This window comes from Bacillus sp. V33-4, assembly GCF_002860225.1.
Lineage (GTDB): Bacteria > Bacillota > Bacilli > Bacillales > Cytobacillaceae > Bacillus_BJ > Bacillus_BJ canaveralius.
In genome coordinates this window covers 65,517-87,913 of sequence record NZ_PGVC01000002.1, presented here as the reverse complement: position 1 = coordinate 87,913, position 22,397 = coordinate 65,517, and the positions used below count along the sequence as shown (strand labels likewise).

General features: G+C 40.1%; 26 protein-coding genes and 1 pseudogene. 19 read left to right on the top strand and 8 right to left on the bottom strand.

The annotated features are described in order from the left end of the window. The first annotated feature begins 73 nt into the window (after window positions 1–73). From CVD23_RS00945 to CVD23_RS00920, 6 genes are all read left to right on the top strand, one after another. Window positions 74–577 (top strand): YbaK/EbsC family protein, encoded by a 504-nt coding sequence (locus CVD23_RS00945; RefSeq protein ID WP_101664788.1) that lies wholly within the window; start codon window positions 74–76, stop codon window positions 575–577. Between the two features lie 735 nt (window positions 578–1,312). Continuing rightward, complete coding sequence (locus CVD23_RS00940; protein ID WP_101664786.1) at window positions 1,313–1,624, top strand: hypothetical protein; 312 nt, start codon at window positions 1,313–1,315, stop codon at window positions 1,622–1,624. Between the two features lie 71 nt (window positions 1,625–1,695). Beyond that, entirely contained in the window at window positions 1,696–1,941 is a 246-nt protein-coding gene (locus tag CVD23_RS00935) for a DUF1450 domain-containing protein (RefSeq protein ID WP_101664784.1), read from the top strand. Window positions 1,942–1,956: 15 nt separating this feature from the next. Further along, window positions 1,957–2,448 carry a DUF1189 family protein gene (locus tag CVD23_RS00930; RefSeq protein WP_101664782.1) on the top strand — a complete coding sequence of 164 codons (492 nt, stop codon included), beginning with the start codon at window positions 1,957–1,959 and terminating at the stop codon, window positions 2,446–2,448. Between the two features lie 58 nt (window positions 2,449–2,506). Next, window positions 2,507–3,373, top strand: coding sequence for a pirin family protein (locus CVD23_RS00925; protein WP_101664780.1), 867 nt, complete (start codon window positions 2,507–2,509; stop codon window positions 3,371–3,373). Window positions 3,374–3,486: 113 nt separating this feature from the next. Further along, entirely contained in the window at window positions 3,487–4,041 is a 555-nt protein-coding gene (locus CVD23_RS00920; RefSeq protein ID WP_101664778.1) for a nitroreductase family protein, read from the top strand. Window positions 4,042–4,258: 217 nt separating this feature from the next. Here CVD23_RS00920 and CVD23_RS00915 read toward each other — a convergent pair whose 3' ends face one another. Continuing rightward, window positions 4,259–4,891: a helix-turn-helix transcriptional regulator gene (locus tag CVD23_RS00915; protein ID WP_101664776.1), complete on the bottom strand. Its 633-nt coding sequence runs from the start codon at window positions 4,889–4,891 to the stop codon at window positions 4,259–4,261. Window positions 4,892–5,066: 175 nt separating this feature from the next. Here CVD23_RS00915 and CVD23_RS00910 point away from each other — a divergent pair, with 175 nt between their 5' ends. The 3 genes and pseudogenes from CVD23_RS00910 to CVD23_RS22235 all read left to right on the top strand — a co-directional run bounded on the left by CVD23_RS00910 (window position 5,067) and on the right by CVD23_RS22235 (window position 7,299). Then, window positions 5,067–5,687 carry a superoxide dismutase gene (locus CVD23_RS00910; protein ID WP_101664774.1) on the top strand — a complete coding sequence of 207 codons (621 nt, stop codon included), beginning with the start codon at window positions 5,067–5,069 and terminating at the stop codon, window positions 5,685–5,687. Window positions 5,688–5,754: 67 nt separating this feature from the next. Beyond that, window positions 5,755–6,738: pseudogene (locus CVD23_RS22240) on the top strand (NAD(P)/FAD-dependent oxidoreductase); the annotation flags it as partial. Window positions 6,739–6,756: 18 nt separating this feature from the next. Further along, complete coding sequence (locus CVD23_RS22235) at window positions 6,757–7,299, top strand: NADPH-dependent FMN reductase (protein WP_101577146.1); 543 nt, start codon at window positions 6,757–6,759, stop codon at window positions 7,297–7,299. 26 nt (window positions 7,300–7,325) lie between these two features. Here CVD23_RS22235 and CVD23_RS00900 read toward each other — a convergent pair whose 3' ends face one another. Beyond that, window positions 7,326–7,565 (bottom strand): hypothetical protein, encoded by a 240-nt coding sequence (locus CVD23_RS00900; protein WP_101664770.1) that lies wholly within the window; start codon window positions 7,563–7,565, stop codon window positions 7,326–7,328. 317 nt (window positions 7,566–7,882) lie between these two features. On the opposite strand from CVD23_RS00900, the gene CVD23_RS00895 reads away from it, so the two are divergent. Both CVD23_RS00895 and CVD23_RS00890 read left to right on the top strand, forming a co-directional pair. Then, entirely contained in the window at window positions 7,883–8,062 is a 180-nt protein-coding gene (locus CVD23_RS00895; protein WP_101664768.1) for a DUF3934 family protein, read from the top strand. A 282-nt stretch (window positions 8,063–8,344) separates the two neighbouring features. Beyond that, the gene (locus CVD23_RS00890; RefSeq protein WP_101664766.1) at window positions 8,345–8,776 is read left to right on the top strand and encodes a VOC family protein; all 432 of its coding nucleotides are present in this window, start codon (window positions 8,345–8,347) and stop codon (window positions 8,774–8,776) included. Between the two features lie 75 nt (window positions 8,777–8,851). On the opposite strand, the gene CVD23_RS00885 is transcribed toward CVD23_RS00890, so the two are convergent. From CVD23_RS00885 to CVD23_RS21590, 4 genes are all read right to left on the bottom strand, one after another. Next, the gene (locus tag CVD23_RS00885; protein WP_101664764.1) at window positions 8,852–9,541 is read right to left on the bottom strand and encodes an LrgB family protein; all 690 of its coding nucleotides are present in this window, start codon (window positions 9,539–9,541) and stop codon (window positions 8,852–8,854) included. Continuing rightward, complete coding sequence (locus tag CVD23_RS00880; RefSeq protein WP_101664762.1) at window positions 9,538–9,903, bottom strand: CidA/LrgA family protein; 366 nt, start codon at window positions 9,901–9,903, stop codon at window positions 9,538–9,540. The genes CVD23_RS00885 and CVD23_RS00880 overlap by 4 nt, the downstream gene beginning before the upstream one ends. 581 nt (window positions 9,904–10,484) lie before the next feature. Continuing rightward, a complete protein-coding gene (locus CVD23_RS00875) occupies window positions 10,485–11,438 on the bottom strand; it encodes a sensor histidine kinase (RefSeq protein WP_180955474.1) in 954 nt (317 codons plus the stop codon). An 11-nt stretch (window positions 11,439–11,449) separates the two neighbouring features. Beyond that, window positions 11,450–11,737: a hypothetical protein gene (locus CVD23_RS21590; protein ID WP_142382880.1), complete on the bottom strand. Its 288-nt coding sequence runs from the start codon at window positions 11,735–11,737 to the stop codon at window positions 11,450–11,452. 566 nt (window positions 11,738–12,303) lie between these two features. On the opposite strand from CVD23_RS21590, the gene CVD23_RS21750 reads away from it, so the two are divergent. From CVD23_RS21750 to CVD23_RS00840, 7 genes are all read left to right on the top strand, one after another. Then, on the top strand, window positions 12,304–12,474 hold the full coding sequence (locus tag CVD23_RS21750) for a hypothetical protein (protein ID WP_180955472.1): 171 nt from the start codon (window positions 12,304–12,306) through the stop codon (window positions 12,472–12,474). A 456-nt stretch (window positions 12,475–12,930) separates the two neighbouring features. Further along, window positions 12,931–14,163, top strand: coding sequence for an MDR family MFS transporter (locus tag CVD23_RS00870; protein WP_180955470.1), 1,233 nt, complete (start codon window positions 12,931–12,933; stop codon window positions 14,161–14,163). A 415-nt stretch (window positions 14,164–14,578) separates the two neighbouring features. Then, complete coding sequence (locus tag CVD23_RS00860; protein WP_101664756.1) at window positions 14,579–15,496, top strand: AraC family transcriptional regulator; 918 nt, start codon at window positions 14,579–14,581, stop codon at window positions 15,494–15,496. Window positions 15,497–15,900: 404 nt separating this feature from the next. Beyond that, window positions 15,901–16,878 carry a sugar ABC transporter substrate-binding protein gene (locus CVD23_RS00855; RefSeq protein WP_101664754.1) on the top strand — a complete coding sequence of 326 codons (978 nt, stop codon included), beginning with the start codon at window positions 15,901–15,903 and terminating at the stop codon, window positions 16,876–16,878. Between the two features lie 211 nt (window positions 16,879–17,089). Further along, on the top strand, window positions 17,090–18,286 hold the full coding sequence (locus CVD23_RS00850) for an MFS transporter (protein ID WP_101664752.1): 1,197 nt from the start codon (window positions 17,090–17,092) through the stop codon (window positions 18,284–18,286). A 32-nt stretch (window positions 18,287–18,318) separates the two neighbouring features. Further along, window positions 18,319–19,287, top strand: coding sequence for a sugar phosphate isomerase/epimerase family protein (locus CVD23_RS00845; protein WP_101664891.1), 969 nt, complete (start codon window positions 18,319–18,321; stop codon window positions 19,285–19,287). Between the two features lie 60 nt (window positions 19,288–19,347). Next, window positions 19,348–20,373: a Gfo/Idh/MocA family protein gene (locus CVD23_RS00840; RefSeq protein WP_101664750.1), complete on the top strand. Its 1,026-nt coding sequence runs from the start codon at window positions 19,348–19,350 to the stop codon at window positions 20,371–20,373. 659 nt (window positions 20,374–21,032) lie between these two features. Here CVD23_RS00840 and CVD23_RS00835 read toward each other — a convergent pair. Next, a complete protein-coding gene (locus tag CVD23_RS00835; RefSeq protein ID WP_101664748.1) occupies window positions 21,033–21,620 on the bottom strand; it encodes a lysophospholipid acyltransferase family protein in 588 nt (195 codons plus the stop codon). Window positions 21,621–21,625: 5 nt separating this feature from the next. Next, window positions 21,626–21,799, bottom strand: coding sequence for a hypothetical protein (locus tag CVD23_RS21745; RefSeq protein WP_180955468.1), 174 nt, complete (start codon window positions 21,797–21,799; stop codon window positions 21,626–21,628). 138 nt (window positions 21,800–21,937) lie between these two features. Between CVD23_RS21745 and CVD23_RS00830 the strand changes: the two genes are divergently transcribed. Beyond that, window positions 21,938–22,339, top strand: a complete 402-nt coding sequence (locus CVD23_RS00830; protein WP_308314909.1) for a VOC family protein — start codon at window positions 21,938–21,940, stop codon at window positions 22,337–22,339. Window positions 22,340–22,397: the final 58 nt, after the last annotated feature.

The following is a 22,397-nucleotide window of genomic DNA, read 5'->3' as shown; positions in this document are numbered from 1 at the left end:
GATCCTCTTCATTTTTTTCCAATTAAGTTGTGTTATGATTCTATATAACACCGATAGGGGAAGGATGAATAAGATGTCTTTGGAAAGTGTAAAAGCCCATTTTACTCAGTGGAATCGTGAAGATGATGTGATGGAGTTTGAAACATCGAGCGCTACGGTTGAGCAGGCAGCTGACACAATTGGTGTCATTCCTGCTCGTATTGCAAAAACATTATCCTTCAGGGGACAAGAAGAGAAACCCATCTTGATCGTCGCTGCCGGAGATGCAAAAATCGATAACAAGAAATTTCGTCATGCATTTGGCTTCAAAGCACGTATGCTCATGCCTGATGAAGTATTGGATCAAACCGGACACGCGATCGGCGGGGTTTGTCCGTTTGGTTTGAAAAATGAACTGGATGTCTACTTGGATGTCTCAATGAAACGCTTCAAGACTCTTTTTCCGGCCTGCGGCAGCACCAATTCTGCGATAGAACTGACTATTGATGAGTTGTTTCAATATTCATTTGCAAAGGAATGGGTAGATGTTTGTAAAGGTTGGGATGAAGCTGAGTTAAGGGAACAGGTAGCTCTTTAATCAAATATGATTGCCGAGTTACTGATGGAGGCGGTTCCGCAAGACACCTTAACTACAACTTCACTGTGTCTCCACCTTTACCGGACGATATGTCAGGATTTGACCTGGTTTTTAGAGAATATAGCACTCCCTTTAAGGACAAACCTACAGGACTTGAGATTGTAATGCGTTTAGAATAAATTTCTTCAGGCGGGAGCTTCTTAAGTTGCGCTAGTTAAATAAGATTTGTAACCTTTCTTTCTCTTCATCGTTGAACAAACAAAGGCAATTAATGATAATAGGCTGGAGGTATCATTCGATGAGCACTATCCTCGAGTTTCTTGGTAATCTTTTTAACGCTATCGCAACCGCCTTATGGAAAAAGAATCATAACAAGTAAGAGTTGCTGAGCAACTCGTTTCAGATTGTCGAGAAAGTAATCGGGTATCATATCTATACAAAAAATGAATCATCATAAACCCTTCCTTAAACCGCCAAGCAATTGCGGTTTTTTTATGTAAATTTCGTTATCCGCGAACGGGCAGGTTGGTGAATAAGAAATGATAAAATGAAAGAAAAAACAGTTCTTTGGGGGAGACTTATTTGGATATTCGGAAACTAAATATAGATGAAGAACCTCCTATGGATTGCATTTTTCCTTTAACTATGATGTAATAGAATCATATTTTTATACTAAAAGGTATAAAAAATAAATTAGTTGCTGTAACAACCATATTTTACAATAGAGGAAGCCGTATGACAGAAGTAGCAGGGGTTATCACTGTCCAGCAGCATAAAGGTTCAGATGTTTTACTTATTGATGGCAAGCCCGTCTCAAAGGTGTTTAGCAAATTTAATGGAAAGATGGTCACTTTGCATATTGACTGCGGCTTCGAGTTTTCCCAAACAGTCAAGGGAACTGCTGAGGTGTTTTACTTTGAAGGAACACAGCAGTTTCACAGGGGGCTGAAATATGTTAATGATTTTTTCGTCGAAGATGATGATATCATTGAACTCCTGGTAAAGCATGAAGGGAAGAAGCTGAAACTTACGGCTACAATTCTCTAGGAACTTGCATCCGGTTTTTATACCTTTAAGTTTAGAAAGTGCCAATACTCATGACAAGGAGGGGAAGCGCAATGGGAATTGTTGTTGTTGAAATTTGTGATGGCAGTCTGATTACGGAAATTCCCCTGGAAGAAATTTTGGAAACAGGATACCCGGAAGTTGCGGTAATTGAAAACAGCTGCCTTTCCTTCTGCGGAATGTGTGCCAAAAGGCCGTATGCAATCGTAAACGGCAAGCGGATATTTGCAAAAACTGCCGAGGAATGCCTGGAGCTGATTAAACAGTACATTGAGGCAGAATTGGCTGTTTATGCATAAATAAAGGACGATGAAATGAAATACATTACCGTATTGAAGGATTGCTTGTTATTTCCGAAAAAGGCAGCTGTAGTGCGGTTGAACAAATTAGATATGAAAAGTACGATTCTTTACTTTTTCATACTCATGATCGTTATGCTGCTTCCTGTGGAAACGGACTTGCTTTTTCATGCAAGTCAGGGAAATCAAAGTCTTTATATCACCCAGGTGCTTATCTTATATCCGTTTTTTATGTTTTTTTACGGATTAGCGGGACTCACCTTTCTGGCAGGGTGTGGCCTGGTACTTAGCAGACTTTTGCAAAGAAAGTTAAAATTTCAGTTGCTTTGGAAAATGACCATATTTGCTTTAACAAAGCCAATGATTGCCGCGGCCCTTGCCCATTTTTTTATTGGGTCTAATCCCGCTGTTACATTTATTGTTTTTATCATGCTGTGTGTTAACATGGTCAGAATGATCAGTGTTTACCCGAAAAGCGTGGAAAGAAGCGGCGGCAAATGGAGATAGATAAATTTTTAAAAACAAAAATTATAAAAAAAGATCATCAAAAAAAGGAGTGGCAAATTTGGCAGAACAAATTTTACAAAGAAATGTTAAAGATCATTGGTATGTTAAATATGAGGAAGTTGGTTTTCCTTCTATCCAAAAGGGATGGATCCTGCCTGTCGACCGCTGGGCAGACTTTGATCCGTTTGTTTTAATGGCCGAGGACTGGTTTAAGCGCGGAACGTTTTCCGATCACCCGCACAGAGGGTTCCAGACTGTTACATATGTAGTGGATGGGCGACTGGAGCATATTGATAATGCCGGCGGGCGAGACATTCTTGAGCCAGGTGATGTGCAGTATATGAATGCCGGCTGGGCAGCAAGGCATGCGGAAGAAGGCGTGGATAACGATATTGCGCATACCCTGCAGCTGTGGCTAAACCTGCCGAAGCACCTGAAGAATACGGAAACGACCTACCAGAATATTTACAGCGAGGATGCACCCACGGTAAACTTCGAGGGTGGTTCTGTAAAAGTATTCTCAGGGGATATTGCCGGTGTAAAGGGCCCGCTGAATTCCCTTGTCCCAATCACTCTGTCTGAAATTTCCCTGGATAACGGGGTAACCTATGTCCACAAGCTGCCTGAAACTCACAATGCTTTCGTTTATGTGCTATCAGGAGATATGGACTTTGGGGGCAACCAGGTGAATTTAAAAAAACATGGCGTTGGCACGTTAACCTTTAACGATGGCGGGAATGAGAATAATACAAGCGAGCTTGTCATTAAATCAAACAGCAGGCGTTCCAAGGTGCTTGTCTATTCCGGCACCCCGATTAAGGAAGAGATCGTTCCGTACGGCCCGTTTGTTATGAACACCATGGAAGAAATCAAGCAGGCTTATCGCGACTTCCGGCTTGGAAAGTTTGGGCCACCGGCTGTTTAAGGACTCCTGCTAGTTTAGCATGCAGCAAGGAAAAGTCCCTGTTTATGATGCAAAATGAGGTTTGAGGAAAAATTCGGACCGCCACTAAATATTTTTGACAAGGATGAGATTACGTGGATGTACTGGAAGCAATCAAGACGCGGCGAAGCTTTGGGCTTGTAAAGGATGAGGCTGTACCGGAAGCGGACATTGAGCGAATTTTAGAAGCTGGTACTTGGGCTCCAAACCACCACCGGACAGAGCCATGGCGATTTTTTGTCCTAACGGGTGAGGGCCGCAAACAGCTGGGGGATGTTCTCCTCAAAATTGTCCGGAATAACGGTGAAACAGATTCGAAAAAGCTGGAGAAAGTCCAAGAGAAGCCATTTCGGGCTCCTGCAATCATCGCGGTAGCTGTTGAGCCAAGCGACAACCCAAAAGCGATTGACGTCGAAGAATATGGAGCGGTATACGCCTGCATTCAAAACATGCTGCTGGCGGCACATAGCCTTGGTCTTGCCGGGGTATGGAGAACGGGAAAGCCAACATATGACCCGCTGATGAAACAGTTTTTTGGCCTGTCTGAGAAAGGCGAAGTACTTGGATTCCTTTATCTTGGCTATCCGTTAGCGAGCCCGCCCGAAGGTAAGCGCAAACCATTTGAGCCAGTCACAAAGTGGATCAAATAGGCTGCGAGGGACCGGGGTTCCCAGTCTAGCCATTATCGGCGTTATTATAAAAACCCGCACTGCAGTCTCGATTTAATTAAACATGCGTGAAAAGTTGCTGCATCAACTACCAGCTGTGGCAATGAACCCGATGTGCATGAAAGAGCACGGCTAAAACGGCTTTCAATATTTAAAACTAGCCGCGTAAAAAAACGAGGAGCATACCGCAGTATGCTCCTCAGTTTATTTTAAATAAAAATTTGCAGTGGCTGTCGCCATCTGTCTGGCAGCAGGTTCTATTGATCTGTTCCGTGCCGAGGATGTTTTTAAACAGCTCGGTCTCACAGCGGCAAGCGACCTTGAAATCCCTTGCGACAGAGAAGATTGGGCAGTTATATTCGGTCAATTCGAAGGTGTTTTCATCAACTTGGGCCAGCTCAGCCATATAGCCTTTTTCGTTTTGAATGTCAGCCAGCTCGTTAAGCTTCTCAAATGCAGTAGTTTTATCCCCGATCCTGCTGCTGTATTCGCGGGTGAGACGGTCCTCCCTTTTTTTAAATAAAAGCTCAACCGACTCTTCGCCATGGATTTCTTTTATGTCATGAAGGAATTCAACACTAATGCCTTCATAATTTTTGGGGAAATGTCCTTGGGCCTTACTGGATAGCATGTACGATTGGAGCGGCCTTCCCATCGGCTGCTTGATTGCCTTTGAGGCAATCAGGCCATCCTTTTCAAGGCTGATGAGGTGCTTTCGTACTGCCATATGGGTAATTTGGAGACGATCCGTTAAATCATTGACCGTCAAGGATTCTTCCTTTTTGAGCAAATCAAGAATTTTCTCTTTCGTGCTCTTTGGAATAGGATTCATATTATTACCTCCGTTGTGGAGAGAAAATTTAAGATTACATATTAATTATACCATAAAGTATAAATTATTGACATCGCAGACAAACCATTTGATTTTCAGGATGGGATCTTATATTATTTAACTGTACTTATTATACTAATAGGTATAAAAATATAATTCTTAGGGGGATTACATAATGACAATTTATTCACTGCCAGCTTTAAAGTATGATTTCAACGCATTGGAGCCTCATATTGACAAGACGACAATGGAAATCCACTATGGCAAACACCATCAAACATATGTAAACAATCTGAATGCTGCGCTTGAAGGCAAGCCTGAACTCCAGGGAAAATCTCTTGAAGAACTGCTTGCGAACCTTGATGCTGTTCCGGAGGCGGTTAGAACTGTTGTAAGGAACAATGGCGGCGGGCACCTGAACCACAGCCTGTTCTGGGAAGTGATTGCTCCTGCTAAAGAAAACAATGCGCCTTCAGGCAAACTGCAAGCAGCGATCAACGAAGCATTTGGCAGCTTTGACAACTTCAAAAAAGAATTCTCTGCAGCTGCCGCAACACGTTTTGGTTCTGGATGGGCATGGCTGGTTGCCGGTGAGAACGGCAAGCTTGAAGTAACAAGCACGCCAAACCAGGACAACCCGGTTATGGAAGGGAAGACTGCCATACTTGGCCTCGACGTTTGGGAGCATGCCTACTATCTGAACTACCAAAACAGAAGACCTGATTATATTGCAAGCTTCTTTAACATCATCAACTGGGATGCTGTAACAGAAAAGTTCGAGACTGCACAAAAATAATTGATTTTTTGAATGAGGTGCCTTTTTGGCACCTTATTCATTAGTGGAATGAAAAAGGAGCAGCCTTATGAGTACATATAATGAATTCGATATTACCATCATTGGCGGCGGGCCGGCCGGTTTATTTTCGGCTTTCTATGCCGGCATGCGGAGTATGTCTGTTAAAATTATCGACAGTCTTGGCCAGCTGGGCGGGCAGGTAGCCGAGCTTTATCCTGATAAATATATTTACGATATTGGCGGTTTTTCGAGAGTACTTGGAAAAGAGTTTATCCAAAACCTGATTGACCAGGCCCAGTATGCTTCACCAGAAATATGCTTAAATGAGACGGTTTTGGAGGTTCAGAAACAAGAAGATGGCAGCTTCCGGTTAACGACCAATAAGGGAGAGCATTTTACAAAATCCATTCTTATCACTGGTGGAATAGGGGCCTTTGAACCGAGAAGATTAACTGCCCTGGGTGCTGATTTTTATGAAGGAAAAAATCTTCATTACTCCGTTAAAAATTTACATGACTTTAGGGATTCCAAAGTACTGGTATGCGGAGGTGGAGATTCTGCCCTTGACTGGTCATTGATGCTTGATGAAATTGCTGAAAAAGTGACGCTCTGCCATCGCAGAGAAGGCTTTAAAGCGCATGAAAGCAGCATCGGGAATCTATACAAGTCAGGTGTCGAAGTAAAAATACCGTATGTGGTAAAAGAGCTGGCCGGAGACAGTGAAAGGATTGAAAAGGTTGTCCTGGCTGACAAAGATGGAAACGAAGAAATAATTGAAGTAGACCACGTGATTGTGAATTACGGCAGCATCTCTTCGCTTGGCCTCATCAAGAGCTGGGGGCTGGAGATGGAGAAAAACTCCATTATCGTCAATTCCAAAATGGAAACGAATATTAAAGGGATTTATGCTGCAGGAGATATTGCGACTTATGAAGGCAAGGTAAAATTAATTGCGGTAGGCCTCGGTGAAGCACCGATTGCGATCAATAATGCGAAAAAATATGTTGATCCGTCTTCAAGGGTCCAGCCGCTTCACAGCACAAGTGTATTCAAATTGGAGGACAAGCAAATGAAACTTGTTGGGGTCTCAGGCTCGCTGATCGGTTCAAAAACGTCAAAGGCCGTCCATGAAGTACTGTGGGCAGCTAAATCCATCGATTCATCCATCGATATCGAATTGGTTGATTTGAAAGATTATGAAGTAGAATTTGTAAAAGGTACACCGCTTAGCTATTACAACGAGGATACGGTGAAGGTAGTGAACACGGTTTTGTCTGCCGACTTCCTTGTCATCGGGACACCGATTTACCAGGCCTCCATTCCTGGAGCTTTAAAAAATCTTTTCGACCATCTTCCAATGGAAGCTTTTAAGTCAAAAGTGACCGGCATGGTGACAACGGGGGGCACCGACAAGCACTACCTCGTCATGGAATACCAGCTAAAACCAATCCTCACATACTTGAAAGGCGTAGTGCCACTGGGAAATGTGTTCGTCCACAATTCCGATTTTGATGAACATAGTGAAATCGTCACTGCGGATGTGAACAGCCGCATTAAACAATTGGCTGAAGAAATGATTTTTCTGCAAAAAACCCTTTCCAATAGAGGATGAAAAAGAGAGCTGCGAAGCTGCAGCTCTCATCTATATAAGACGTTCAGTTTCATCTTTGAAAGAATTCTTTTGACTTCGTAGATTTCATCCGCCGTTATACCACTGGTAACCAGCCTGTTAAACTCTTCAGTCACTGGAATGATGGTGTCGCCCAGCTCTTTTCCTTCATCAGTAAGGTAAAGGTGCAGTTTTTTTATGTTATTCATAAGCGTTAAATCCGTTTGGTGAATAAAAATGCAGATATAGTCCGTCAGAGATAATATCACGCGTAGCCCCCCTATTATTTTAATGCCCGAATTAGATTGAAAATGGCGGGTGCTTGTCAATAACCACTTGCAAAATTGCCTTAGATGCAGTTCATAAAATAAACCTGTAATATGTCCAATGCCAATGCGTAAATACAATGATTATCATATTTCATGTTTCCTTCAGTACACATGGATTGATGAGATTAGTTTGCAACGTCAGTAGAAAAGCTGACTGTTATATGTTATATTTCATTACGTTTGGTTTTTACCCAATTAAAATGGATAAGACTAACCGAGAAGCTAAACTACGTACAAGACATAATGGAGATGATTAAATGAGTAAAGCAAAAGGTAAGGGCGGAACAGGCAGAGGAACAGGTAAGAAGGGGTGGACTCGCTGGCAAGCTAGTTCAAACAAAGCAAAGAGTGCCAAACCCTATAAAAGCAAAGGTGTTAAAAATCGTGAGGGTACAAAGACGACCAGCGATCATATTGACGGTTTGGATAAACAGTGATTGCTTACTAACCAATAAATTACTCTCGTGGCTACTTAAAGATACGGCTACGTTTTAGCAGCTTTCATTATTGAAACTCACAGGGTTCAATTGCTTTACACTTAATAAAGTTTTATCTTCAAGATCGACTGCTGAACCATAGTATGAAGAGTTATAATTTCACAACTCTTTTGAGGGGCAAATTTTAATTAAGGTTATTGCAAACAAATGTAATATATGGTAATATACATAAGAACATTAGTTCTGTTATGGTTAAAAATTAATAAAAAAGAGGTGTCCAGTATGATTTTAGGGCTTCATCCTTATTTAGTTTTGAATGGTAATGGGCAAGAAGCTGTAAAGTTTTATGAAAATGCTTTAGATGCAAAAGTCTTGGGACTTCAAACTTTTGGAGATATGCCTGAAAATCCAGACTACCCCACTCCAATTGAAGCAAAAGACCTTGTATTAAATGCACATTTGAAAGTTGGTAATACAGATCTAATGCTTTCTGATACATTTCCAGGTCAACCATATCACCTTGGATCACAAGTCACGATAGCGATTACCATAACCGAAGTAGAAAAATCAAAAGAAGTATTCGAAAAACTACAAGAAGGTGGCCAAGTAATTATGCCGCTTCAAGAGACATTCTGGAGCCCATCATATGGACAAATAACAGACAAATTCGGTGTAACCTGGCAAATTTCTACACAGGTTGTTGATAACAAATAGCTTGAGTATCAATTTTGCTATCCCAATATTTCAATAAAGTGAGAGCTGCTTGCTTCGGCAGCTCTTTTAATCAATTCACATTCTCAAAATCAGCGGCAGGATTGGCACTATAACGGAAAGAAACAATGCAGAGGTAGTCATTGCTACGCTGCCCATTGCCCCTTCTTCTTCACCCCAAAGCAGTGAACGGTTTGCCCCAAGCATTTGTGCTGATGTGCCCATGGCCAATCCTTTGGCGGCTTTGCTGCGTATTCCCAATCGCTTTAATAATTTTGGACCAATGGTTAAGGAAACGAGACCTGAAAAAATCACAAAGAATACCGTAGTTGAGGTATAACCTCCCAGCTCATTTGATAAGGTTAGAGCGATTGGAAGTGTGACAGATCGGGGGATTAAAGACGCCAGTAACTGTTGCTTTAAATGGAATATTTGCGCCAACCCAATGACAGAGATGATCCCCAGCACCGTGCCGCAAACAACTCCTGAACAGATTTTATTAAAGTTCTTTTTTAGGAACGACCATTGTTTGTATAGCGGAACAGCTAGAGAGACGACCGCAAGTTCCAAAAGCTTATTAAAAACGAGGCTTCCTTGCTGATAAGTGTCCCCACGGATATGACAGGCAAACAATAAAATAATCAAGATCACAGGTGCAGTGTATAACGGATTTAGCCAATCTTTTTTATATTTACGATACAATTGGAAGCCTAACAGGTAGCATAATAGGGTGAAGACAATGCATAACAATCCGGTAAAAGTAATCATTGTCCATTTCTCCTTTTTGTTTTTTCATACCATTCTACGAAGAAAGCTGTGCCCAATAAACAGCACATGCTGCTCACAACTAGAATAAGGACGATGTTCCAACGCATGATTTGTTGCAAACTTGGGGATAAAAAGAGACTGACAATGGGTGGAATAAACAGTAGTGTCAGATGCTTTAACTGAAATGAAGCTGCGCTTTCTACCCAATCGAGTCGAATAATACCGGTTAACAGGAAAACGAACAGTAATATCATGCCCACGACACTACCCGGTAACTGAATGCGAAAGACAGCGACTATACTATAGCCAAGCAGCAAGAATCCTGAAATAACCAAAAGCTGAAGAAGCCAACTTAGCCTCACGTTCTGCCCTCCATCCTGTAAAAAGATATGTTAATAGCTTAAAGCACTTGAAGATTCATTTCCTTAAAATTGTTATAAAATCTAACATGGTTTATTGAAGTGCCATCAAAATATTGGAAGGGAATCTTACATGTGAATATAAAAGATAGGTTATAACGCTTGGCGGGATCTTGTTGATGGGGGGTTTAGGATGTATGTAAGGGAACGATAGTCATTGTCTTGGAAAGCTCTGAACACACACCGAACTTGTTGAAAGTGACATAACCGTAGTATTACTGACAAATGCACTGTTCTTTTTTAGTCATTTCGCTTTTGCTGAAGGCTTAGGATCAAGCTTTTTGGAAATAAATAGACAAAGCCATCCAGAACCTAACACGCAAGCAGCCAATGGAAGTGCATAGAACATAAAAATGGCCCAGACGAAAAAATATACGCCCCAAGCGATAGAGTTACCTACCCGGTCATTAAAAGGAAACTAGAACAAAATTCACGCATCTTAGATCAGCCTTCTTTTTCATGTTTATAATCAATATCTTTTGTTGCTCGAATGCCACGCTTACAACTAATCATGATTCCAATGCTTATAATAAAGGAATCATAATTGTAAACATGGTGCCCTCATTTAAATGACTTGACACTTTCCAATGTCCGCCCATCTCTCTGATGATTTGCAGCGTAACCATTAATCCAAGTCCGGTGCCTTTCTCTTTTGTAGAATAATAAGGCAATCCGAGGTTTTCGATCTGCTGTGCACTCATTCCTTCACCATCATCAGCTATCATGATTTCCACCTGTTGGTTGTACGTATGTATTTTCACATTTACATGTCCATTAGGACTTGCTGCTTCAATAGCATTCTTTATAAGATTCACGAACATCTGTTGCAGTTTGCCAGGGGTGCCGATCACAACAGCACGGTCACAAATGTCCACGGATACATGAACACCGTGGAGAACCGAATAGGATGAGAGTGATTTAATCGACTGTATTGCTTCCGAGGAAACATCCACATGACAAAGCTTTTCAATATCCTGGATTTTTCCAAATGCAAGGTAGTCAGAGATGATTGCGTTTGCCCGGTCCAATTCGTTGAGGCAGACGTTTAGGTAGCCCCTCTCAGCAGTGCTCATGTTTTTGGATAATGATAGAAGTTGAATAAAACCCCGTACACTTGTCATAGGGTTCCTTATCTCATGAGCAACGCTTGCAGCCATTTGTCCTACTACATGTAGTTTTTCATTTTTTCTGATTTCTTTCAAAAGCTTCTTTTTCTCCCGATAAGATTCCATCAGGTGGATGGTGAGCCACACTGTTATGCCATTTGCAATGACAAAACAAACATAGCTGCTTAATCTAACGAAGTTAATTGGCTGTTCAAGCAAGATCGTTCCAAGAAATGGAATTGACGCGGATGAAACAACAAGGAAAAGTACCGATAGCAAGATTTTCTTTTTTCGTCCCCAATGATGAAAACGACTGCGGAATCTGTACATAACATAACTTGATAAGAACATCACAATAAAGGCTGGTATCATTCCGGTTCCGCCTATAACAAAGCGGATGACAAAGAAAATATAGTTACATGGATTCCTACGGCAGTGCCGCCGTAAATAAAAGATAGAAACCATGGAACCATCCTTAAATCAAGGAAAATTCCATCATCTAGTTTAACGGAGAATGCAATAGATAAACCCATTGTAATGGCACAAATGTATCCCCAGTAGGAATGTTCATTTTTAATTGTTTGTCTATCATTTGTTAGTGCCAGATAAAGAATAATCGGGAACAGCACCATTAACATTTGGAGAAGGATATTGTTATACTGGAAGCTCATCATGTCTACCCCTTTATGTTGCAACATTTGTTCACATTTCTGTCAAGAAATTTCTCTACTCTATTTTAATACATTATTTTTCATTTAAGGCAATCATCTTTAAAAGTTTTGTTATAGCAATATCATATTTCTCTCTGCCAACAAGGGGAAGGATATGATTCTACTGTAGAATTTATCGTGAGAGAAAGATAGTGCAATGTGGCTTAGAAGTTGCTTAAAAAATACAAAGGTTGGACACGAAGCGATGAACAGCTTTTGGATTTAACTTCATTGATTCATATAAAATCACCAAAGAATTTTTTCCTAAACCTGACTGCCTGCTATCATTGTCAATTATGCAAAATGAAAAAACAATGCGTTCACTAAATAAAGAGAAAAAATGTAATTTATCAAGAAAGCTAAACCTTATAATGCTCTGCATTGGGGATTTTTATTTGGTGTGCAAAGTGATTTTTCTCATTTAATGGAGGCAGATTAGTTCAGCCACGCTACACATCCTTTTTTGATTAATAAATTATAAAAAGCATCATCAGGGTTACATTAAAAAAACAGGGAGGTGATGAATTATGGAACAAGGAAAAGATAAGGTTCAAAAAATCAGTGGGCGCAATCCCGATGCAGCTGCACTTGGTAATCCGGAGGTCGCGGCACAGGTAGAGGTGACAACGAATGACGATGAAATACGAAAAGGTGACGGTCGGTACGTACCGGAAATAGGGGAAAGCACTAGACAATAATGATTGTATAAAGATCCTATTTCTATTCAAACCAACGGAGGCTTTGCTTGAATAAGTGAAAATAGTTCATTTCCCTAACTCCATTAAAATGCAGAAAATCCCTATTTGTCATGACATAAGGGATTTTCCTATGCCTAAAATCCAGCACTTCAACCGAGAACACATTTTTTTAAGCTAAACGGGTGCAATTAGTCAACATTTAACAGTCTCCATATCATGAAAAAAAGACGCTCTCTAAAAGAGCGTCTTTTATATTTCGAACAAATGTTCGTTTTGTGGGACATTCAAATTAAAAGTGCGTAACCTCAACTTCTATATTATTAGTATAAATTAAAAAAAATTATAAGTCTATATATAATTTTGCGAATATTTTATTATATGGATACCTGGCCGAGAAATTGTGGTAAGCGTTTCTTGAAGTATATGAACGTTTACGTTAGAAAAGAGGGGAATTTATTGAAGTTGCAATTATGGAATGCCAATTTAAAAATTCGATTAATTGGCGAGGGGCTGTTCAACCTATTATATTGGATGTACTTTCCTTTTATTGCGGTCTACTTTAGCGAAGCGTTAGGCAATCACATGGCAGGGATGTTGATGACGATTCCGCCACTAATAGGTATCCTTGGCAGCATGGTCGGAGGTGATCTAACAGACAGGTTGGGACGTCGCCCTGTCATGTTGCTAGGTTCTTCCCTGAAGATGGTTATGTTCGCATTGTTTGCCATGTCCAGTTCACATTGGGTTAATTATTTCGCATTTATCGGAGTTGGATTAGGAGGCGCCCTTTATGGACCTGCCAGCGATGCGATGGTAGCTGATCTAGTACCCGACAAGGATCGGAAGCAGGTTTTTGCCACTTTTATTACGGCTAATAATATTGGTGCTGTATTAGGGCCTGCATTGGGGGCATTTTTTTTCTTTCATTATCGAAGTGAACTATTGTGGACTTGTACAATCGTCATGCTGCTCTACTCTATTATTATATTTCTGAAAATTCATGAAACTATGCCAAATACCACAAAAAAGGTAGTTCAATTGAATGCCATTTCAACTTCGATTAAAGAACAATGGAAAGGCTATGGAATCATCTTTCGTGATAAAATATTTGTCCTTTATATTTTGGCAGGCGTCTTTTCGATTATCACAATTATGCAATTGGATCTGTATTTAGCAATATATGTAACCGATTATGTCCCGTCGCAACCACTGTTCACTTGGAATGATTGGTCGTTTATGCTTACTAGCACAGAAGTTTTGGGATGGATGTTGGGGTTGAATGGGCTATTGTTTGTTCTATTTGTCTTGCCTGTTACAAAATGGTTAAAACATTGGAGAGATCGAGACGTGTTCATTCTTTCATCGATCTTGGCTGGAGTGGGGATGTTTGCAGTTGGACTAACGACTAACATTTGGTTAATGTTTGTACTCACTATCGTTTTTACGTTTGGAGAAATCGTTCGTGCTCCGGTGATAAATAACTTTGTCAGTGATTACGCTCCTGAGCACGCCAGAGGGCAATACATGGGCGCCTCCAGATTACAATTCACTATTGGAAGATTTTTAGCTCCCTTGACAGTTTTCTTATCTGCATGGGTGGCTCCAATGGGCGTTTTCAGCGTCATACTCGTCTGTGCGTTAATTAGTTTAGCCCTCTATATTCAACTTTTTAAAATTTATGTGCAATGACATTTTTAATCACGCTCTTTAATAGAAATTTTTTTGAGAACAGGTTTCTGATCGAAGTAACGGGAGATATAATTGAAGAACAGATGCCATTTCCAGGCGTTTTTTTATGTAAACAAAAGGGGCAGGTTAACAAGTAAATCCCATTTATCCCCAAAAACTGAAAGGAGTTTATTAGTCATTGGGGATAAAAATGCTACCGTGATGCTTTTCCGGATTCTACTTTCAAAAATTTTACCAGACATGAAATTGTAGATACAAAGCAAGCTACTGAATTATTGTTTTCCATTGATATATATCAAGATACTAAACACGGTATAATCTTATACAACGAGCAGAATAAACCAAGCTATTTGCTATTTGCTGTATTCATAGATGAAAGTCCAGCCGCTCATTGAAAAAACAAGGGGGATTTATTTTGGATTTAACTCAATTTACTTCAGGGAAGATCCATTTGAATCAATATGCTACTCATTTAAAACAAAATGGAGCATCTATTCACGTGCATTATTGGGGCGTTATGCCAAAGCATTATGATAACCTGCGGCATAAACATTCTTTTTTTGAAATATGTTATGTAGTTGAAGGTAAGGGAAAATATTTAGACGATGGCCAGACCCATTCACTGCAGGAAAACACAATGTTTCTTTCAAGGCCGGACGTTTTACACCAAATAAAAAGCGAACAAGGACTGTTTCTCCTGTATGTTGCATTTGAATTAATAGAATCAGAATCAAGCGAACAATGGATCAGGATCATGGAGGAAGCCAAGACTTGTTCCAGAGTGAGTATAGAGGTAAAAGATGATACGACCGCTGCATTGCTTTGGAAATCTATGCTTATTCAATCAACAAAGTTTGAGCATATTTTTTTTGAAGAAATTTTAAATAACTTGGCTTTTTCGCTGATTGCCTCGTTACTGCAAACTTTTGTACATTACTCACATAATGATCATCATCATAAGATATTGCCCGAAGCGTGTTCACCTCTGCTTAATCAAGCTACACTTTACATCAAAGATAATCTATCACAATCGTTAAAGCTTACTGATGCGGCTCGTCATTTCCATATTTCCGGTCGGCACTTGTCACGATTATTTGTATCGGAATTAGGTGTAAGTTACTCGGAGTATGTTCAAAATGAGAGGATTCAGAGAGCGGCTACATTACTGAAAACCACAGACTTGTCGATCAAAGATATTGCTGAAAAAACTGGTTTTACAACTGTTCATTATTTTACGCGCGTATTTACTTCTGCACTGAATTCGTCACCTGGACGTTTTCGTGCTCTCTATACAGACTTGAAAACAACCACATATAATGATGAAGCTAATTGAAATCTCCCACTTTTAGGTATGCATTTGAAGTGGGGGATTTCTTGTTAATGAAGGGATCACATAGAAGATGTCTTCATAGTGCAAATAGTTGTCTTTATAGTACAAAGACAGTGAATGCCTTATTGCCCTACAATCACTATTATAAATAATGAATTTTATTTTTTTGCATGAAAAGTAAGCGATTACATTAATGTTTATCTGGTGGGGGGAGGAATGATCATAGTGTTGTAAATGAAGTGCTTATTTTACATGATGTCTTAAAAATACAAAACGGTGTGGCATTTATAGTAAGTATGCCGTTCTGCCTTAGAACAGACTTGTAATAGTGGATGGGATGGAGAATCTCAAGGTTATACGGTTTAGCCAATATGATTGTTACAACATAACAAAGGGGGAATATATGTATGAAACTGAGTAAAAAAGAAGTGACTACTTTCTATCTGATTTTGGTATTTATTTTAGCTGCTTGCAGCGGTGGGGAACAAACGACTTCCAAAGTCGAAGGTAAATCAGGTGGGGCTGGTGATAAAAAGGTGATTGGGATCTCTCTGCAAAATTTCAGTGATGAATTCAGGACATACATGATCGATGCGATGAAGGAAGAAGAGAAAAATCATCCCGATTTCAAGTTTATGTACAGCGATGCGCAAAATGATAGTGCAAAGCAGATGAACCAGATTGAAAATTTTATTGCACAGAAGGTGGATGCTATCATATTTACTCCCGTAGATACAGTGGCAGCAGTAGATATACTGGCACGAGTCAATGAGGCTGGCATCCCAATTATTGTCTCAAACCAGACATTTGACGGTGTAGAAGATGCTACTGCATACGTTGGTTCAGAATCTATTGAATCCGGTCTGCTGCAAATGGAAAAAGTGGCCAAATTGCTTGACGGTAAAGGCAATATCGCCATTATGCATGGACAAATGGGACATGAAGCGGAAATTATGAGAACAGATGGAAACAAGGAAATCATTGCAAAGAATCCGGGAATGAAAGTTGTTTTGGAAGATACTGCTGAGTGGAACCGTGAAAAAGGGTTAACGTTAATGGAAAACTGGTTGCATTCCGGTAAAAAAATAGATGCCGTTGTGGCTAACAACGATGAAATGGCGATCGGAGCGATTATGGCTCTTGAAGCAGATGGGAAACTTGATGAAGTGATAGTTGCGGGAGTCGATGCCACACCAGCTGCTTTAGAATTTATGCAATCCGACAAACTCGAAGTGACCGTCTTCCAGGATGCGATTGGCCAAGGAGTGGGCAGTATACAAACAGCTGTAAAAGCAGCAAACGGTGAACCAGTCGAAGATGTGATCGTTCCTTATAAATTGGTAACGCCAGACAATGTAGAAGAGTACGCAGAGATTTATAAATAATCGTTGATTGCAAGAGTAATAATGGCTTCAATTTTACGGATACGCTGGAATCAAATCTTTAATGGTTTAGATAGATTGAATATTATTACTAGTTAATTAATACCGAACATCTTCAGGAAACTGTGCGGAATTTCAGATAAAAGAAAACCCATTGAACACATTTATAGATTTCAAAAAACGTAGAAAAGCGACATAGATGGAAGTGGATCATATGAGTACTCTGAATTCAAAAACAAACAGATTTGTATTTTTGCTAGTCTCATTTATTCTTTGGTTTTCGCATTTTATCTATGTTCCTATTTTGTCTCCTTATATTGAATCAATGGGAGGCAAATACACTTTTATTGGTATAGTTTTGAGCAGCTATGGGCTCATGCAATTTATATTTCGGCTTCCGATTGGGATTTGTTCTGATCTTATCAAATTAAGAAGGCCATTTATCATCTTTGGGATGTTAACAAGTGCATTTAGTTGTTTGCTATTTGCATTGACTGATAGCTTGGGGTTGGTACTTTTATCGCGCTCCCTCGCCGGAGTTGCCGCAGCAACCTGGGTTGCTTTCACTGTACTATACTCCAGTTATTTTGCTGATCGGGAAATTCATCGTGCTACGGGCAGCATTTCGTTTGTTATTGTGCTGGCGCAACTCCTGGGCATGAGTGTAAGTGGTTATATTGCAACTGAATGGGGATGGCACGTTCCATTCTGGGTAGGCGGGATCGTGAGTATCATCGGTGCCGCACTCTCCTTCTTCATTTATGAGCCAAAGGAAGGAATAGTGAGGGAGCCGGTTAAAATAAAAGATCTAATCTCCGTCATGAGAGAACCGCTGTTGCTTAAGATATCATTATTGTCGATTTTGGCGCACAGTATCATTTTTACTACCATGTTTGGTTTCATCCCTGCCTTTGCATTAAACATTGGTCTTCAGGCCAGTGATATTAGTCTAATCGTGTTTTCGTTTATGATTCCCCATGCAATCGCAACTCTTTTTATGGGGAAGGTAGTTGTACCGATTTTTGGTCAATGGAAATCCTTGAAGATCGCATTTTTGGCAACTTCATTTTTTACATTCGTCACACCATTTGTTGATTCAAAAATATGGCTTTGCATGGTCCAAGCTTTTAATGGTTTCTCGCTCGGACTACTTTTCCCATTGCTGTTAGGAATGGCGATCGAATCTATCTCACATGAAAAAAGAGCAACAGCAATGGGGACATACCAGGCATTGTATGCAATCGGCATGTTTACCGGTCCATTTCTTGCAGGTGTATTGAATTCAATGATGGGAATAGCGGCCGGGTTTTATTTTGCCGGCATATTGGGCCTGCTGGCCGCCTTATTGGTTGTGTTTTGGAATAACAGTGAAGAACATTACAAATCTATTAGCTTAAATAGCGGAAGTTAAAGTTATTGAATATGAGGGGGGAGATTGTAGTGATGAAGGCCGGTCTCGTTACGGATATTTTGGGCTGTATGCCGTTGGAAGAAATGCTTGATACATGTGTTGATTTAGGGTTTGAAGCACTTGAGTTGGGGTGCGGAAACTGGTCCAAAGCGCCACATGTTGATTTGGAAGGGCTGATCGAGAGTGCAAATCAACGGGACAGATTTCTAAACGCTATAAAAAGCAGGGGTCTTGAAATAGTCGCTTTGAATTGTTCAGGCAATCAGCTTGACCCAACTGAAGTAGGAAGAGCACATAAGGAGGTAGTTGAAAAAACCTTTCAGCTTGCCGAGTTATTGGGAGTAAAAACAATTGTCATGATGTCCGGTTGCCCTGGCGGCGGCCCAAAAGACGCGACACCGAATTGGATCACGCATACTTTCCTGCCCAGCCATGATGAAATTTTAGAATGGCAATGGAATGAGGTTGCGTTCCCATACTGGGAAAAAGCTGCGAAGCTGGCAAAAGACCATGGCGTTCAAAAAATTGCGATTGAAAACTTGGGAAACAATTTAGTTTACAACCCGGAAACACTTTTTAAGTTAAGAAACCAAGTTGGCGATATGGTTGGAATGAACTTTGACCCAAGTCATTTATTTTGGATGGGCAGCGATCCGATCCTCGCCGCAAGGGCATTGGGTAGTGCTATATACCATATCCACGCTAAAGATGTGCGAATAGAAAGAGGAATCAATGACGTCCATGGGCTTCTTGATGTTAAACCGATGGAGAGCTTTGCGACACGTTCATGGAATTACGTCGCACTGGGACATGGGCATGATGTGAGCTGGTGGAAGGAATTTTTCACCGTCGTGAAAATGACTGGCTATGATGGTCCGGTCGTTCTTGAAATGGAAGATTTAACGATGAATCCTCTTACCGGTGTAAAAAAATCAATGCATGTTCTCAAAGAAGCGTTACCAAGAGAATTTGAAATACGCATGGCACAGAAAACGTTCTAACCGGTTGTGGTCATGTGTTTATGATCAAATATATAAAGCTGAACATAGGAGGGAATTATGATGACATTGAGATTGGGCGTAATCGGAACAGGTGCAATCGGACAGGATCATATCCGGAGAATCACTGATTCGTTAACAGGAGCGGAGATTGTTGCCGTCACAGACATTAATGCAGCACAAGCTCGCGCAGTAGTTGAAAACGAAAAGATCAATGCGAAGGTTTATGAAAATGGGCATGATGTCATTAATGCTACTGACGTGGATGGAATTCTGGTCACTTCCTGGGGCCCTTCACATGAAGAATTTGTGCTCGCATCCATTACTGCAGGAAAACCTGTGTTTTGCGAAAAACCACTTGCCACGACTGCTGAAGGCTGCAAAAGAATCGTTGATGCAGAGATAGCACATGGCAAACAGCTGGTTCAAGTAGGTTTTATGCGGCAGTACGATAAAGGTTACCGTGCATTGAAAAATGTCGTAGATAATGGAAAAGTCGGGGCGCCGCTGATGGTTCATTGTGCGCATCGTGCTCCATCTGTTTCAAACTTCAGTGGTGATATGGCAATTACAGATGCTTTTGTACATGAAATAGATGTTTTGCGATGGTTGCTCAATGACGATTATGTTTCTGCCCAGGTGATCCTGCCAAAAAACACTACCCTTGCAGATAAAGGACTTCAGGATCCGCATATTGTTTTATTGGAAACAAAGCAGGGAATCCGAATTGACACAGAAATCTTCGTCAATTGCCAATACGGATACGATATCCAATGCCAGGTCGTTGGTGAAACGGGCACGGCAAATTTACCTGAGCCATTGAGTGTTCTTTTGCGCAGTGAAGCAAAACTATCAACCGAAATTTTAGTAGATTGGAAGGATCGCTTTATCGATTCCTATGATACTGAGCTCCAGGAATGGATTAATTCAACTGTAAAAGGCGAAATGCATGGTCCATCAGCCTGGGATGGTTTTGTTGTCGCCGTGACGGCTGATGCTTGTGTAAAAGCAAAGCACACAGGTGAGATCGTGCCAATTACAATGCCGGAACGTCCTGCATTCTATGATAAATTTTTTGTTTTGCAATGATTGTAGCGTAGCATTGCGGTGCTTGGTGATGAAGAACCAAAGAAGCTGAATTGGAATCTTGAGCGTATTTTGAGTGATGTAAGTGCGTTGCTTCATTAAAATTAAATGACATGTATTTTCCTAGTGCCGAACATATCGAACCGGATTTGTTCGGCTTCGTTTGTTTTGATAGAGAATCAACCAGAAAAATTAACAAAATCATTAGAACTTGGATCATTTGTAGGAGATTCAGAAAGTTAAATAACAGGAATGTTAAGGGTATTGATAGAATGTTTGGAGTTAAATTTTCAAATTAAACATTATATAAATGAAATATATAGGAACATATCAGCTGTCTAACCTATCAGCTATGATAGTAAGGTTAGGCAGCTCAATTTATGTATGTTTTGTTGTATTACAATTAATACATCGTTTCGTCCAGAAAATAGTTGGCTTGTATAATAATTCTTTTATTTATGTTGTTACCCGTGTAAATTTCGTAATGTAATGAGCTAACCAGAAAAACGGAAAAAGTTGCCAAATACACAGAATTATGCAGGAGGATATGAGAATAACTGTGCGTTTTCAGTCGAAAAATTGCTTTATAAAATTCATTAACCTAGAAGTGTATAAGCCTAATGTGAAATTTAATAACCTAATATGTTTGTTTAAAGACTGATTTAATTAATACTTTTTTTAAGCGCCCTAAATACCTCTGATAACCTCGTTGTATTGTCATCAATTTCATCTCTGTTATTATTTTCATATTCAAAGATCAGCGGATTTCCAATTATAATTTTTATTTTCTTATTAGTGAACAATTCTTTCAGATTGGTGGGTCCTGAATAGGCCGCTGGTACTATTGGAACTTTTCCCATTTTGGCAATTGTCACTGCTCCTCTTTTTAGTGGAGCTTCCTCCGATGTTCGGGTTCCAGAGGGAAATATCCCAACATTTTTCCCACTTTTTAATAATTGAATAGGAATTTTAATACTGCTTGTTCCCGGATTTTTTCGGTCTACCGGAAAGGCATTTATAGCTGTTAAGAACCGGGAAAACAATGCATTGCGAAATAATTCTTTTTTAGCCATGAAGTGAATTTGTTCAGGCAAGATGGCAGCACCAAGAGCGACAACATCGACCCATCCCCGATGTGTACAGGCAATTATATAACCTGGATTTTTCGGTAGATTTTCTTTGTTAACAATGATAAATGCTCCTCGCATTTTTAATATGACTTTTAGTATGTTCGTGATAATTCTATACATATTTTTCATCCACCTAACAATTCCAATTTAGTTAATGCTCCATTTTCAGTGAATCCTCTGCCAATACCATAAAGAACAATTTTGTCATGCTTGTTTATCTTCCCGGCTAAGTTAGACCCCCGGGCATAAAGCTTATACATATAAAACCGTAGTGATAATACTGCGTGAGATTGAACCATATCGTATACCTCCATTATTTATTTTATCACTAAGTATTAGTACTAGGTATTAAAAAAGAAAGTTTTTACGAATTGGAGCATTAATCCCCTTTTGATATAAAATAAAGAAAACATATACATATAGAAGGAGTTTGATGGATAGTGCAAAAATTTACTACCTTTTTAATGTTCGATGGCAAAGCTGAAGAAGCAATGAGTTTTTACACGACTGTATTCAAAAATTCAGAAATTCTAGGTATTGCCCGCTATGGAGCAGCTGGCCCTGGTGCAGAAGGAACAGTGATGCATGCTACTTTCTCACTGAACGGACAGGAGTTTATGTGTATAGATAGCAATGTTAAGCATGACTTTACGTTTACTCCTGCTATCTCAATATACGTAGCATGTGATTCTGAGGATGACATTGATGAAGTATATGAAAAGCTATCACTAGATGGCGGAGTGCTTATGCCGTTAGCTCAATATCCATTCAGTGAAAAATACGGTTGGGTCATTGATAAATTTGGTGTGACATGGCAGTTAAACCTGGGAAATAGATAAGGTTAACTTGGAGGTAGAATGACTGGATCCGAACAATCTCATTGAACATGCTTTTCAC